The 13,804-nt window shown below is 64.6% G+C and carries 14 protein-coding genes; 6 read left to right on the top strand and 8 right to left on the bottom strand.

What is annotated here, in order from left to right; genetic code table 11:
- Positions 1-53: 53 nt before the first annotated feature.
- On the bottom strand, positions 54-554 hold the full coding sequence (locus ACFPO9_RS15570; protein WP_379772029.1) for a DUF3016 domain-containing protein: 501 nt from the start codon (positions 552-554) through the stop codon (positions 54-56).
- Positions 555-565: 11 nt separating this feature from the next.
- Positions 566-1,066 (bottom strand): DUF3016 domain-containing protein, encoded by a 501-nt coding sequence (locus ACFPO9_RS15565; protein WP_379772028.1) that lies wholly within the window; start codon positions 1,064-1,066, stop codon positions 566-568.
- Positions 1,067-1,225: 159 nt separating this feature from the next.
- Here ACFPO9_RS15565 and ACFPO9_RS15560 point away from each other — a divergent pair, with 159 nt between their 5' ends.
- From ACFPO9_RS15560 to ACFPO9_RS15550, 3 genes are all read left to right on the top strand, one after another.
- Positions 1,226-1,963 (top strand): DNA-formamidopyrimidine glycosylase family protein, encoded by a 738-nt coding sequence (locus tag ACFPO9_RS15560; RefSeq protein ID WP_379772027.1) that lies wholly within the window; start codon positions 1,226-1,228, stop codon positions 1,961-1,963.
- Between the two features lie 169 nt (positions 1,964-2,132).
- Positions 2,133-3,638 (top strand): HD domain-containing phosphohydrolase, encoded by a 1,506-nt coding sequence (locus tag ACFPO9_RS15555; RefSeq protein WP_379772026.1) that lies wholly within the window; start codon positions 2,133-2,135, stop codon positions 3,636-3,638.
- Between the two features lie 125 nt (positions 3,639-3,763).
- Positions 3,764-5,962 (top strand): hybrid sensor histidine kinase/response regulator, encoded by a 2,199-nt coding sequence (locus ACFPO9_RS15550; protein WP_379772025.1) that lies wholly within the window; start codon positions 3,764-3,766, stop codon positions 5,960-5,962.
- Here the strand turns inward: ACFPO9_RS15550 and ACFPO9_RS15545 are convergent.
- Positions 5,914-6,267: a hypothetical protein gene (locus ACFPO9_RS15545; protein WP_379772024.1), complete on the bottom strand. Its 354-nt coding sequence runs from the start codon at positions 6,265-6,267 to the stop codon at positions 5,914-5,916. The two genes, ACFPO9_RS15550 and ACFPO9_RS15545, sit on opposite strands and share 49 nt — an antisense overlap.
- A 228-nt stretch (positions 6,268-6,495) precedes the next feature.
- Here ACFPO9_RS15545 and ACFPO9_RS15540 point away from each other — a divergent pair, with 228 nt between their 5' ends.
- The gene (locus tag ACFPO9_RS15540; RefSeq protein ID WP_379772023.1) at positions 6,496-6,912 is read left to right on the top strand and encodes a PPC domain-containing DNA-binding protein; all 417 of its coding nucleotides are present in this window, start codon (positions 6,496-6,498) and stop codon (positions 6,910-6,912) included.
- On the opposite strand, the gene ACFPO9_RS15535 is transcribed toward ACFPO9_RS15540, so the two are convergent.
- From ACFPO9_RS15535 to ACFPO9_RS15525, 3 genes are all read right to left on the bottom strand, one after another.
- The gene (locus tag ACFPO9_RS15535) at positions 6,861-8,066 is read right to left on the bottom strand and encodes an EAL domain-containing protein (protein ID WP_379772022.1); all 1,206 of its coding nucleotides are present in this window, start codon (positions 8,064-8,066) and stop codon (positions 6,861-6,863) included. The two genes, ACFPO9_RS15540 and ACFPO9_RS15535, sit on opposite strands and share 52 nt — an antisense overlap.
- A 54-nt stretch (positions 8,067-8,120) precedes the next feature.
- Positions 8,121-10,088: a GAF domain-containing sensor histidine kinase gene (locus tag ACFPO9_RS15530; protein WP_379772021.1), complete on the bottom strand. Its 1,968-nt coding sequence runs from the start codon at positions 10,086-10,088 to the stop codon at positions 8,121-8,123.
- Between the two features lie 91 nt (positions 10,089-10,179).
- Positions 10,180-10,674: a hypothetical protein gene (locus ACFPO9_RS15525; RefSeq protein ID WP_379772020.1), complete on the bottom strand. Its 495-nt coding sequence runs from the start codon at positions 10,672-10,674 to the stop codon at positions 10,180-10,182.
- Positions 10,675-11,116: 442 nt separating this feature from the next.
- Between ACFPO9_RS15525 and ACFPO9_RS15520 the strand changes: the two genes are divergently transcribed.
- Entirely contained in the window at positions 11,117-11,494 is a 378-nt protein-coding gene (locus ACFPO9_RS15520) for a hypothetical protein (RefSeq protein ID WP_379772019.1), read from the top strand.
- A 106-nt stretch (positions 11,495-11,600) separates the two neighbouring features.
- On the top strand, positions 11,601-12,137 hold the full coding sequence (locus ACFPO9_RS15515) for an REP-associated tyrosine transposase (RefSeq protein ID WP_379772018.1): 537 nt from the start codon (positions 11,601-11,603) through the stop codon (positions 12,135-12,137).
- 103 nt (positions 12,138-12,240) lie between these two features.
- On the opposite strand, the gene ACFPO9_RS15510 is transcribed toward ACFPO9_RS15515, so the two are convergent.
- Entirely contained in the window at positions 12,241-12,984 is a 744-nt protein-coding gene (locus tag ACFPO9_RS15510) for a metallophosphoesterase family protein (RefSeq protein ID WP_379772017.1), read from the bottom strand.
- Between the two features lie 7 nt (positions 12,985-12,991).
- The gene (gene queC / locus ACFPO9_RS15505; protein ID WP_379772016.1) at positions 12,992-13,702 is read right to left on the bottom strand and encodes a 7-cyano-7-deazaguanine synthase QueC; all 711 of its coding nucleotides are present in this window, start codon (positions 13,700-13,702) and stop codon (positions 12,992-12,994) included.
- Positions 13,703-13,804 lie beyond the last annotated feature (102 nt).

Genomic DNA, 13,804 nt, shown 5'->3' with positions numbered 1-13,804 from the left:
GGGGTTGAGGTCATAAATGATTTCTAAGACCCCGATTGCTTATTTCAATCGACTCAGCGGCGATCGCCCCTCGGCAGCGGGGCGATGTTCTTTTCGAACCACCGGTCGATCATCTGCTTTTCATAGCGTTGCGGCTGGTCTTCGGAATAGCGGTTCACCTTGGCCATGTAGTCCATGTCGGAAAGCTGGGCTTCGCCGCTCTTGAGCACTTGGCCGTTCGCCTCCACCGCATAACGCAGGCGCATGCGCGGCCAGTCGGCGCCGCCGCGCATCACGCGCACGTCGCGCACGACGCGGGCGCTCGGCTCCTCGCGGCCGGCCAGGTCGACGTCCAGCACCTCGATGCGCAGGTCCTGGCCCGGCGGCAGCGCCGTGCCCAGCCAGGTGAAGTGATCGGTCAGGTCGCTCATCATGCTCTCGCGCGCGCTGCTGTCGCGCGGCACGTCGGCGTACTTGTCCGGCGCCGTCCAGGTGACGGTCACGGCCGCGGCGGCGCTGCCTGCCGCCAGGGCAAACACGCCGGCCAGCGCAAGTTGTCGCAGGATCGTTTTCATATTTTTTCCTCTCAGCGGCGGCCGCGGCGCGGCAGCGGCCCGATGGTCTTCTCGAACCAGTCGTCGATCATCTGCTTTTCATAGCGCAGCGCTTCGCCGTCGAAGTAGCGGGTGGTGTGATCGAGATAGCTCATGTCGCTCAGGCGCGCCTCGCCGCTCTTCAGGACCTGGCCGTTCTGCTCGACGGCATAGCGCAACTCGATGCGCGGCCAGTCCGCCCGTCCGCTCAGGACGCGCAGGTCGCGGCCCGCGCGCGCATTCGGGATCAGGCGGCCGGCCAGGTCGATGTCGGTGACTTCGATGCGCAGGTCCTGGCCCGGCGGCAGGCTGTCGCCCAGCTTCGTGAAGTGCTCGGTCAAGTCCTTCAGGGTTTCCTCGCGGTCCCAGGGCACGAAGGGAACGTCGCTGAATTTGTCGGGCTGTACATAGGTCACCGTGGTGGCGGCGCCGGCGCTGCCCGCCGCCAGCGCGAACATGCCTGCCAGGGCCATTTTTTGCATCCGCGATTTCATCGTCTTATCCTCTCGTGGTTTTATATTCTATCCATGAATATACGCTTCATATAGCGCCTGTGTCCGTCAGTTTCCATCATCACTTTGTAATGGATTGTTAGTGCGCGCACATCGGTCGCAAGCGCTTCCGCCGGAGAATGGCGGCGAAGGGAGACCGCCGTGCCGGAAGGACCATCGCTCTATATTCTGAAGGAACAGACTGCCCGCTTCGTCGGCCAGACCATCGTGCGCGCCGAGGGCAATACCTGGGCCATCGATACCTCGCGCCTGATCGGCCAGCCGGTGGTGGCGCTGCGCACCTGGGGCAAGCAGTTCCTCATCCAGATGCCGGCCATGGCGGTGCGCATCCACATGCTGCTGTTCGGCACCTACCGCATCGACGAAGAGCGCGACAAGCCGCCGCGCCTGTCGCTGCACTTTGCCGACGGCAGCTTCCTGAATTTCTACGCCTGCTCGGTGAAGGAAGTCGACTGCGATCTCGACGCCTTGTATGACTGGGAAGCGGACGTCATGTCGGATGCCTGGAACCCGAAAAAGGCCAGAAAGAAGCTGCGCGCCAATCCAGACATGCTGGCCTGCGACGCCCTGCTCGACCAGGACATCTTTTCCGGGATCGGCAACATCATCAAGAACGAGGTGCTGTTCCGCATCCGCCTGCACCCGCTGTCCACCGTCGGCGCCCTGCCGCCCGCCAAGCTGCGCGCCCTGGTCGAACAGGCGCGCGCGTACAGTTTCGACTTCCTGGCCTGGAAAAAGGAATGGACCCTCAAGCAGCACTGGCTGGCCCACGCCAGGAAGATCTGCCCGCGCTGCGACATCCCCTTCCACAAGGCCAAGCTCGGCAAGTCCATGCGCCGCAGCTTCTGGTGTGAGCGCTGCCAGAAGCGTTACACGTAGACAAAAACTATCAAATTATCACGTTGCGGCATTGTGACTTATTACGTGGTCAATTCAATATTTCCTGTTGTTAATGGGTACTGCTCATACTACAATCGATTTCGAGTAATACTGCTTTAACGCAAGATTTGTTCTTATTTCCCTCGTCATCACGATACTGGACATTGTCATGTCATTCCTGTCTGCCGCCACGCCCAAGCTTGCCCCCTGGAAGGTGCTGCTCGTCGACGACGAGCCGGATATCCACGACATCACCAAGCTGACCCTGACGCGCTTCCGCCTGGACGGCCGCGGCCTGAGCTTCGTGCACGCCTACAGCGGCGCCGAGGCCAAGGAAGTGCTGGCGCGCGAAAAGGACATCGCGCTGGTGTTCCTGGACGTGGTGATGGAGCGCGAGGACAGCGGGCTGGAAGTGGCGCGCTGGATGCGCCAGGAGCTGGACAACCAGTTCACCCGCATCGTGCTGCGCACCGGCCAGCCGGGCCAGGCGCCGGAAGAACGCGTGATCGTCGACTACGACATCAACGACTACAAGGAAAAGACGGAGCTGGACCGCACCAAGCTGTTCACCACCACCTTCGCCGCCCTGCGCGCCTACCGCGACATCATGAAGGTCGAGGATGCGCGCCGCGTGCAGCTGACCTACCGCGAAGGCCTGGAGCGCGTGATCGAGGCTTCGGCCCACATCTTCCAGCAGCGTAACCTGAAGGACTTCGCCAGCGGCCTGCTGCAGCAGGTCGTGGCCCTGCTGCGCCTCGAGCAGAGCATGCTGCTGCGCGTGACCGGCGCCAGCGTCATCACCGGCGAGAGCCGCTACGAGATCCTGGCCCGCATCGGCGACATGGGAGAAAGCGACATCGGCCCGGAACTGGTGGCCCAGCTCGACGAGGCGCGCCACAACCGCATCTCCAAGCTGCACGGCGACACCTATGTCGGCTACTTCCCGAACAACAGCGGCAAGGCGTCGCTGCTGGTGCTGCGCGGCGTCGATGAGATTTCCGAGATCGACGTCCAGCTGCTGGACGTGTTCTGCTCGGGCGTGGCGATCGCCTTCGACAACATCCTGCTGAACCAGGAAATCACCGATACCCAGGCCGAGCTGATCCTGCGCCTCGGCGACGTGGTCGAATCGCGCTCCAACGAAGCCGGCAACCACGTGCGCCGCATGGCCCAGGTCTGCCACCTGCTGGCCCAGGAATCCGGCATGTCCGACGACGAAACCGCGGTGCTGATGCACGCGGCGCCGATGCACGACATCGGCAAGATCGCGACCCCGGACGCGGTGCTGCTCAAGCCGGGCCGCCTCACGCCCGAGGAATGGGAAATCATGAAGCAGCACCCGACCGTCGGCCTGCAGATCCTGGACGGCTCGCAGCGCCCGATCCTGAAGGCGGCGGCCGTGATCGCCCACCAGCACCACGAGAAGTGGGACGGCAGCGGCTATCCGCAAGGCCTGAAGGCCGAGCAGATCCATCCGTATGCGCGCATCGTGGCGGTGGCCGACGTGTTCGACGCCCTCACCCACGAGCGCGTCTACAAGCAGGCCTGGCCGGTCAAGCAGGTACGCGACTACCTGCGCGAAGTGGCGGGCAAGCACCTCGACCCGCACTACGTCGACCTGCTCATCAAGAACATCGACAAGGCGGCCGAGATCAACCGCCTGTGGCCGGACTGAAAACAGGGACTGGCCAGGCTTTTGGCCAGGCCACTTTACCCGTCGGCTATACCAGCGACAAGCCGATCATTGTCAGGTAGACTACGCCGGCCGGCGCACGATTGCCCGGAATTCATCGTGCACCAATGCGCATCCGAACCCGACTGCTGATCCTCATCCTGGCGATCCTGGTGCCCGCTCTCGTGGCGGCAAGCCTGGCGGTCGGCTACGTCTACGTGGAAGAACGGCGCGCCCAGGAAAACAGCGTCAAGGAGACCACCCGGGCCTTCGCCCTGCTGGTGGCGAATGAACTGGAAGCGCACGAAGGCATGCTGCACGCGCTCGCCAGCTCGCCCGCCCTGGTCCAGGGCAACCTGGAAGAATTCTACAAGCACGCGAAAAGCCTGACGCCGACGCCGGAGACCACGCTCATCCTGATGGAGCCCGACGGCCGCCAGCTGCTGAATACCCGCGTGCCGCTGGGTAAGCCCTTGCCGGCGCGGCGCTTTTCGAACATCGGCGCCCTGATGGAAAGATACGGCGCCGACCGCACCCTGGTCTCCGACCTCTTCAAGGCGCCGCTGGGCGGCCGCTACGATTTCGTCCTGCAAGTGCCGGTCCGCATCGACGGCAGCATCCGCTATTTCCTGAACATGGGAATCAACGCCGCCAGCCTGCAGGAGCTGATGGGCGGCCAGCGTTTCCCAGCCGAATGGCAGGCCTCGATCGTCGACCGCAGCGGCAAGGTGGTGGCGCGCTCGCGCGACGCCGACCAGTACCGCGGACGCTCGGTGAGCGCCCTCGCCCTGCGCCATTTTACCGCCGGCAGCGAAGGCGTCTTCAATAGCCGGAACCTGGCCGGCCTGCCGGTGCAGGCCTTCTTCAGTACCGTGCCTGGCGCCGAGTGGAAGGTCATCGTCAACATCCCGACCGCGGAAATCCGGCGCGTGCCCCAGCATGCGGCCATGTTCCTGGCCGCGATCATGGCCGCGCTGCTGGTGCTGGCCGTGCTGCTGGCCCGCCATTTCGGCCGCCGCGCCATCGCCCCCATCGAATACCTGAGCCGCGGCGCCGAAGACCTGGGCCAGGGCCGCGAAGTGGCCTACGAGCAGCAAGAGATCGCCGAGATCGACGCGGTGGCGCGCCGCATGGCCGAGGCCAGCCGCCAGATCCGCGCCTCGCAGGCCGAACTGGAGCAGCGCGTGAGGGAGGCGGTCGAGGCCAGCGAGCGCGCGCAGGCCGCCCTGATGCGCGGCCAGAAGATGGAAGCGCTGGGCCGCCTCACCGGCGGCATCGCCCACGAATTCAACAACCTGCTGCAGACCCTGACCACGGCCCTGCAGCTGGCCGCGCTCACCTCCACGCAGCCCAAGGTGCAGAACCTGATCGACACCTGCAAGCGCACCATCGCCCGCGCCACCGCCCTCACCGGCCAGCTCGGCTCCTTCGGCCGGGTGCAGGACGCCAAGCTGCTGACGGTGGCGCCCTGCGAACAGCTGCACAACGCAATCCAGTTGATCAGGAACGTGCTGCGGCAGGGGATCGCGCTCGAACTGGAGTGCGAGGACGCGCTGTGGCCGGTGACGATCGACCCGCTGCAGTTCGACCTCGCCCTGCTCAACCTGGCGATCAATGCGCGCGACGCCATGCCGGAGGGCGGCAGCCTCGCCATCGCGGCCCGCAGATGCACGCTCGAGCCGACCCGCGAGCGCAGCGGCGGCGACTACGTGCTGGTGACGGTGAGCGACACCGGGACCGGCATGCCGCCGGAAGTGCTGGCGCGCGCCCTCGATCCCTTCTTCACCACCAAGGAAGCCGGCAAGGGCAGCGGACTGGGACTGGCCCAGGCCTATGCCTTCGCCACCCAGTCGCAGGGCTGGCTGGCATTGTCCAGCACGCCCGGCGAGGGCACCCGGGTCGAGCTGTGGCTGCCGCGCTCGGCCCTGCCGCTGTCACCCGTGCCGGGCCGCGGCGCACCGGCCGAGACGCTGCAGGCCAGCGGCCGCATCCTGTTCGTCGAGGACGACGAGCTGGTACGCGAGGCGGTGGTGCAGGGACTGGAGGAAGCGGGCTTCGAAGTGCTGGTGGCGGCCAACGGCGAGCGCGCGCTGGCGATGATCGAGGCGGGACTGGACGTCGATGTCGCTTTCTCCGACATCGTCATGCCGGGCCGGATCAGCGGCGTCGACCTGGCCGGCATCCTGCGCGAACGCCGCCCCGGCCTGCCGGTGGTGCTGGCCACCGGCTACACCGACCAGCGCGCCAAGGTGCCGGGGGTGCAGGTGCTGGCCAAGCCCTACGAGATCGACCAGCTGGTGGAACTGCTGGCGCGCCTCAGAGGCTGAAGCTTAAAGGCTGAGGCGCACGCGTTCGCCGCCGAAGGCCACGGTGCAGGTGGTGCCATGCAGCTTGCGTCCGCCGGCGGTCGAGCAATCACGCTGACGCGCTTGCCCGCCCAGGTGCCGGCGAATTCGCCATCGCCGCGGATCAGCGAGACTTGCTCGTCGATGATCTGGTTCTCGTTGACGAAGATCTTGACGCTGGTGCTGTCGACCAGCTCGCCCCGGATCCGGAGCTGGCCGTCGGCGCTGACATAGCGACTTTCGGTCGCAGGCGTGAACATGGCGCAGCCCGGCAGGAATACGCTCATGCAGGCGATGATTTCGAATTTAGTTAACATTTTCCGTAGTTGTTAATCGTTTTAATTGGTTTCCTCAGCGGCTGCCGAATACTATACGTAATTACTTTACGGAAAATTATCGCTTTGTCACAACATGTGTTGTTATTTGGTATTGCGAAAAGCTGCTAAGTAACATGAACAGAATTGATGCAAGGCAACTGTTAGTTACTTTTACAATGTTGTTAAATTATGAGCACAATGAGCCCTCTTCCCTTGCGTATTCCTGCCGGCGCCGACCTGCGCGAGACCCTGGCCGCCCTGCCCGCCGAACATGGCGTTGCCGCAGCCTTCGTCCTGCAGGGCATCGGCAGCCTGAGCGTGGCGCGGATCCGCTTTGCCGGTGCGCCCGACTGCACGGACCTGTACGGCGACCTGGAAATCCTGAGCCTGGGCGGCTCCTTGTCGCCGGATGGGCCGCACCTGCACATCGCGGTGTCGGATGCGCAAGGACGGGTGACGGGCGGGCATATGGGGCCGGGCTGCGTGGTGCGCACTACGGCCGAGGTGCTGGTGATGCTGCTGCCGGCGCAGCGCTTCAGCCGCGAGCAGGATCCGGCAACCGGTTACAAGGAATTGTTCGTCACCGGCCCGGCTTCGATCTCGGCTTCCCTGTAGAGTTCCTGCAGGCCGGCGTCCTCCAGGTCCTCGAGCAGGCGGACCAGAGTCGTCGACACCGCCTTCATCGTGCTCAGCAGGCCGGCCAGCTCGGCCAGGGTCGCGCCCTGGCGCACCTGCGCGACGATGGCTTCGCCGATGCGGTGCACTTCGCGGTGCGGCGCGTCGATGGCGTGGTAGATGGGCGTGGCCTCGAGGTGGCGGCCGTCGCCGAAATACCAGCGGCCCAGCGCGCAGAGGGTCACGTTCATCTCGGGATAGCCGTCCGCCTTGCGGGTCGGACAATTGCGCGGCAAGGTGGCGCGCTGGACCGCATAGCTGACGATCTGGCGCCGCCACTGCACATGGTCGAGGATGGCCAGGTGGACCAGCCCGACCGGAAAACTGTGGGCATCGCCGGAGGCGGCGCGGAAGGTCCGGAAGGCTTCCAGCGGCAGCGGCGGACTGACCAGGTAGCCCTGCACCAGCTTGCAGCCGCATTCGATCAGGACGTCGCGCTGGGCCTGGGTTTCGACGCCCTCGGCCACCACCTCCACGCCCATCTCGTGCCCGAGCCGGATCGCCGTGCGCACGATGGCCGCGTCCTTCGCCGAGCCGAGCATGCGCCCGACGATGCCCTGGTCCAGCTTGATGGTGGTGAAGGGCAGCTTGCTCAGGGTGTCGATGCTCGAATAACCGGTCCCGAAGTCGTCCATCGCCAGGCTGATGCCGGCATCGAGCAATCCCTGGATGCGCCCCAGCAGGATGTCGCAGCACTGCAGCGCTTGGGTTTCCGTGACCTCGAGCTCGAGGCTGCTTGCCAGCAGGCGATGGCTGCCGATGGCGTCGAGCAGCATGCCGCTCAAGGCATCGTCCTCGAAGTCGTCGACGCCGACGTTGAAGGACACGCGGATGTCCGCCCCCAGCGCGCCCTCCATGTCGTGCATGAGCCGGGCCAGCAGCTGGCGGGTCAGCTGCCGCAGCAGGCCGGCCTCCTGCATCAGGGGGATGAAGACACCCGGCGCCACCACACCGCCGTCGCGCCTGCGCCAGCGCGCCAGCGCTTCGGCGCCGACGACGCGGTTGGTGATCAGCGAGGCTTTCGGCTGGTAGTAGAGGATGAACTCATGGTCCTGCAAGCCCTGGACCAGCTCGGCCTCGGTGATGGTTGGCATGACAAGGCTCCCATGGTGGCGGATAAGCCTTTATCCGCCTGCCAGTGCACCGCGTCAAGCTGGGAGCGTTGCGGGGTTTTCCGTCTTCCGGGCCTTGCGCGGGAAGCGCACGAAATACTGCAATCCCTTGCCGGGGCTGCTCTCCACGTGCAGCGAACCGCCCAGCGAACCCGTGACCAGGTTGTACAGGATATGGGCGCCGAGACCGCTGCCGCCGCTGCCGCGCTTGGTCGTGAAGAAGGGGTCGAACAGCTTCGACAAGGTGTCCGCATCCATGCCGGCGCCGTCGTCGCCGTATTCGAAGGCGACCGTGTCCTCGTCCTCGAGGCGGGCGCGGATCGTGATGTTGCCGGGCTGGTCGCGCTCGAAGCCGTGCACCAGCGAGTTGACCACCATGTTGGTGAGGATCTGCGACACCGCGCCCGGGAAGCTGTCCACTTCCAGGTCGGCCGGGCAGTCGATCGCCACCTTCACCGGCCTGCCCTTCAGCTTGGGCTGCAGCGACAGCAGGATTTCGCCCACGTACTTGCACAGGTTGAAGTTGCGGATATTGTCCGAGGACTGGTCCACCGCCACCTGCTTGAAACTGCGCACCAGGCTTGCCGCACGCTGGGTGTTGGTGGTCATGATGCGCAGCGACTGGTCGACCACGTCGAAGAAGCCGTTCAGGCTCTCCTCCGTCATCTCGCCGGCGGCCAGCTCTTCCTTGGTCAGCTTGAGTTCCTGCACCAGGTGGCTGGTGGCGGTCACGCAGATGCCCAGCGGGGTGTTGATCTCGTGGGCGACGCCGGCCACCATCTGCCCCAGTGAGGCGAGCTTTTCCTGGCGCACCAGTTCGGTCTGCGCTTCCTGCAGCTGGGTCAGGGCCTGGTTGAGGGCCGCGTTCTGCTTTTCCAGGCTTTCCTTGGTCTTGCGGATCGCGCGGTCGGCCTGCATGCGGGCGATCGCCACCGCCACGTGGCTGGCGATGAAGGCCAGCAAATCGAGCTCGGTCTTGGTGTAGAGGACGGTCGGGTCGTAGCTCTGCACCACCATCACGCCGTAAGCCTTGTCGTGCACCAGCATCGGCGCGCCGATCCAGCTGGCGATCTGGGTATTGCCGAGCGGCTCCCTGACCTTGCCGGTGGCGGCCAGGCGCGCGAAGCTGCCGGCGTCGTGCAGCTGGGCCTGCCTGGTCTTGAGCACCCAGGAGCACATGCCGATCCCGAACGGGAAGCGTTTATGCGGCGCCTCGCGGTCCTTTTCGTCGACGAAATAGGGGATGCTGATTTCGCCGGTGTCCGGGTGGGTCAGCGCGATCAGGAAATTTTTCGCCTCCATCAGCTCGCCGATGATGCGGTGCAGGCTGGCGGCCAGTTCGTCGGTGCCCTGGGCGGAAGCGGAGAGGTCGGCGATCTGGTACAGCGCGTGCTGGACCTGCTCGGCGCGGCGGCGCTCGGCCACCTCGCGCGCCAGCGCGGCAGTACGTTCCTGCACGGCGCGCTCCAGCCGGTCCATGCTCTGCAGGCCCTGCAGGGCGTTCGAGACATGGTTGGCGATCAGGGCGAACAGTGCCTGGTCTTCCTCGCTGTACATGTGTTCCGGGAGATAGCTCTGGATTACGATTGCGCCCAGCACATCGTGTTGCTGGTCGAGCAAGGGAATGCCCATCCAGTGTTCGGCCATGCTGCCGAAGCCCCAGCTGCCGCCGTTTTCGCGCGCCATGAACTCGGCCGTCGTAAGGGTCAGCGGCTGCTTGTTGGCCATCACCCAGGCCGTCGGCGACTCCTCGGGCGAGGCCAGGGTCATCCACTCGTCGGTGGGCGGCGCTTCGTCGACGGTATCGACGAAATAGACGAAGCGGACCGAATTGTTCTCGCGATCCGCCAAGGCGACGTAGAAGTTGTCCGCATACATGATGCGGCCCAGCGCGCGGTGCACGGCGCCAACGAATTCGGTGATGTCGGTGCAGCTGGCAGACAGGTGCCCGATGTCGAGCAGCATGGTCTGCACCGCTTCCAGGCGCGCGAGACGGTTTTCCATCGATCCCCCTAAAACACGAAATAGTGCATTCGGGAAATATTAGCAGTTCGCGCGCCTGCCAGGAGAAAAGTGTGGCTTATTTGCGCCGATTTCAGCGCGGTGCGCGGAAGTCGTTCTCCACCCAGGCCAGCGCCGAGGCCGGCGACAGCTTGAAGTCAGGCCGGACCCGCGCCTGCGCCACCTGCTCGCCCATCTCGTCGGTGGCGGCCAGCATGGCATAGGGATTATCCTCGTCCGGCACGATGTCGAGCGTGACCTTCAGTTCGCCGTCCGGCGTGGATACCACGGTGCTCTTGTGCAGCTTGGCGTGCAATGCCTGCTCGTGGCGGCGCAGCACTTCGTGCGCCGTTTTCACCAGCGTATTGAAGGCATTCACGTCGAGCGGCTTCGGGTTCTTCTTGTCGCGCCCCATGGTCCAGGGACCGACCAGGGCCGGCTCGGCCTCGCCCTCCTTGTACATGGCAACGGCCCAGCCTTCGTCGTCTTCGTTCTTGATCACGCGCGCGGTCCAGCCGTTGTCCTGCCACAGGCGGGCTTCCTGGACTGGCGCGTCCTCGTCGTGGTGTTCTTGTGTTTCGTCGTTCATAGGATCCCATCTGGGGGCGTCTGGCCCAAAGACAAGATCATAAACTACATGCGCCAATCGGGCCGGCGCGGCGGGAGAATGGGCGGCCCGGGCGGATTGGTGGGCGGATCGATCGCCGGATTCGGGATCTGTGTATTGAACGGTGTGATGATGATAGGCGGAATGGCCGGTGGCGCCGATGGCGGATTCTTGTGACCACCCCTGTCGAATCGGGCAAGTTGCATCAGGTCCTCCTGCGACAGAGCAGGCTGTCAGTATAGACCGCATGAGCATCAATGCAAGGCTTGATTCTGGCCAATTGCTTGCACCGTTCGTCGTTCATCCATGCACGCCCGCCCCCCAAAAAATGCAGCCTGTCGCAAGCCGATGGAGCGCCCCAGGCGATACAGATACATTGGAACCATGCCGACACGGACATAACATTCATCCAGAGAGGACCATCATGAAAAAGACCGCCTATTTCGTCATCGCATTCCTGTTCGCCCTGCTGCTGTGGAACGTGTTCGCCTTCGGCGGCGACTCGGTCGTCAGCATCGACGGCGATGAATTCGACGGTCCGCTCGGCGCCCTGATCGCGATGCTGTTCGCGGGCGGCGGCACCCTGATCGCGATGCTGGTCCTGCTGGTGGTGGGCGTGGTGCTGGCGGTGGTGTTCGCGGGCGTCGGCATCATCCTGATCGGTGGCCTGGGCATCGGTGCCGTGGTGCTGGCCCTGGCGATCTCGCCCCTGCTGCTGCCCCTGCTGCTGCCGCTGGCCCTGATCTGGTACATGGTGGGCCGCTCGCGCAAGAACCGGATCATCCGTCAGCAAGCCGTTTGAATCGTAGGGTGGGGCAATTCGGGCCAGTGGCCCGAATTGCGTGCCCACGCACACGTTTGATCCACTTCGACGTCTGATATGTGGACGCCGGTACGATCGCCGGACCATGCCCTACTACCGACGAACCCGCACCGGCAAAACCTTTTTCTTCACACTCGTTTCCTATAACCGGCGCCCTATTCTCTGCACCGATTCCGTGCGCCAATCACTCAGAAACGCCATCGAAAACCTGCGCAAAACGCGGCCATTCTCGATCGATGCCTGGGTCTTGCTACCCGATCATCTGCACTGTATCTGGACCCTGCCTGACGGCGACTGCGATTTCTCGACGCGCTGGTCACAGATCAAGCGCTCGGTATCGCGCTTCTCTTCTGAGGTCGTGCTTGATCCCGCATCCCGTACCGCCTCTTCATGCAAACACCGCGAATCGACGATCTGGCAACGGCGTTTCTGGGAGCACCAGATCCGGGACGAGCTGGATTTCGAGCGCCATGCCGATTACATTCATTTCAATCCGGTAAAGCATGGGCACGTACAGTGTGTGATCGATTGGCCTTATTCGACCTTTCACCGTTATGTACGGGATGGTTTGTATCTCAGGGATTGGGGTGGGGAGAATGTTGTGGATGTGGGGCGGGAATAGCCGCTTTTTTTACTTCGCGGCGTGGGCACGGGGTGCCCACCCTACGAGTCGGTACATGTAGGGTGGGCTCCCAGAGCCCACACAATGACACGCAATGCCGATCTTAGATTCCCTCCACCAATCGCATCGCGAACACGATCGGCAAACCCGCTGCGATCACCTTGCGCGCCGCCGCACCGTGATCGTAGGGGACCCGGAAATAGGTGATGCTTCTATCCTCGTCGTCGAACACCGCATAGCAGGCCGCGTTGTTCTGGTCGCGGGGCTGGCCGACGGCGCCGGGCAGCACGAGGTACTGGTGCTGGGGCTGCAGGGCGATGCGCCGGCCGGCCTGCGGAACATGGGAACCCATGCGCCCATCGTCGGCGCGGCGGTACAAGGCCGGCGCGTGGACGTGGCCGGAAAAGACGATGCGGCTGCGGCTGGCCTTCAGCGAACGCTCGGCCTCCTCGACGCCGGTGACGTACTCCCAGCGGATCGGCTCCCAGGCGCTGGCGTGGACGAAAAAGGCGTTGCCGTGCTTCCGGGTCAGCGGCAGTTCGGCCAGGAAGCCCATCTGATCGGAATCGAGCTGGCTGCGGGTCCACTCGATCACTTCGCGCGCCTCGGCATGCATCTGCGGCCGAACAGGACGGGTCACCGAATAATCGTGGTTGCCCTGCACCGCCACCGCGCCGCGTCCCACGTAATCCATCACGGTCTGCACCACCCAGGCCGGATCGGCGCCGTAGCCGACGAAATCCCCCGTGAAGGCGTACTGGTCGACGCGCTGGCCCTCCGCATGCGCCAGGCAGGCTTCGACGGCTTCGCGGTTCGCGTGCAGGTCGGTCAGCAGCGCGAGGCGCATGACATCGTCAGCCGCGGCGTTCGGCCGCGTACTGCTCGTAGCCGCGGGCGCGCAGCGCGCAGGCCGGGCAGGTGCCGCAGCCGTGGCCCCAGGCGTGCGCGGCGCCGCGTTCGCCCAGGTAGCAGGTATGGGTGTCGAAGCGGATCAGGTCGACCAGGGCCTGGCCGCCGCACTGCTCCGCCAGTTCCCAGGTCTGCTTCTTGTCGATCCACATCAGCGGCGTCTCGACCTTGGTGCGGGTGGCCATGCCCAGGTTGAGGGCGACCTGCAGGGCCTTCATGGTGTCGTCGCGGCAGTCCGGGTAGCCGGAGAAATCGGTCTCGCACATGCCGCCCACCAGCACGGTCAGGCCGCGGCGGTAGGCCACGGTCGCCGCCACCATCATGAACAGCAGGTTGCGGCCGGGCACGAAGGTGTTCGGCAAGCCGTTTTCCTGCATCGCGATCTCGACATTGCTGGTCAGCGCGGTATCCGAGATCTTCGAAATCAAACCCAGGTCGATCATGTGGTCCTCGCCCAGGCGGCGGTCCCATTCCGGCGACAGGGCGCGCATCTTCGACAGCACGGTCGGGCGCACTTCCAGCTCGATCGCGTGACGCTGGCCGTAGTCGAAGCCGATGGTTTCCACGCGTTCATAGCGTTGCAGGGCCCAGGCGAGGCAGGTGGTGGAGTCTTGGCCGCCGCTGAACAGGACGAGCGCGGAATCAGCTTGATGCATGTTGATATTCCTGAATTAAAGCGTCCGCCGCCACTTTTAACATTCCGTTAAGATGTGGCCGGCAGATTGAGAATGGAGAGACATGTTGCCCGCACGACCCGA

It is taken from the genome of Massilia aerilata, assembly GCF_042656905.1.
GTDB lineage: Bacteria > Pseudomonadota > Gammaproteobacteria > Burkholderiales > Burkholderiaceae_D > Telluria > Telluria aerilata.
Note: the sequence above shows the minus strand (reverse complement) of the source record. Positions and strands in the feature narration are given on the sequence as shown.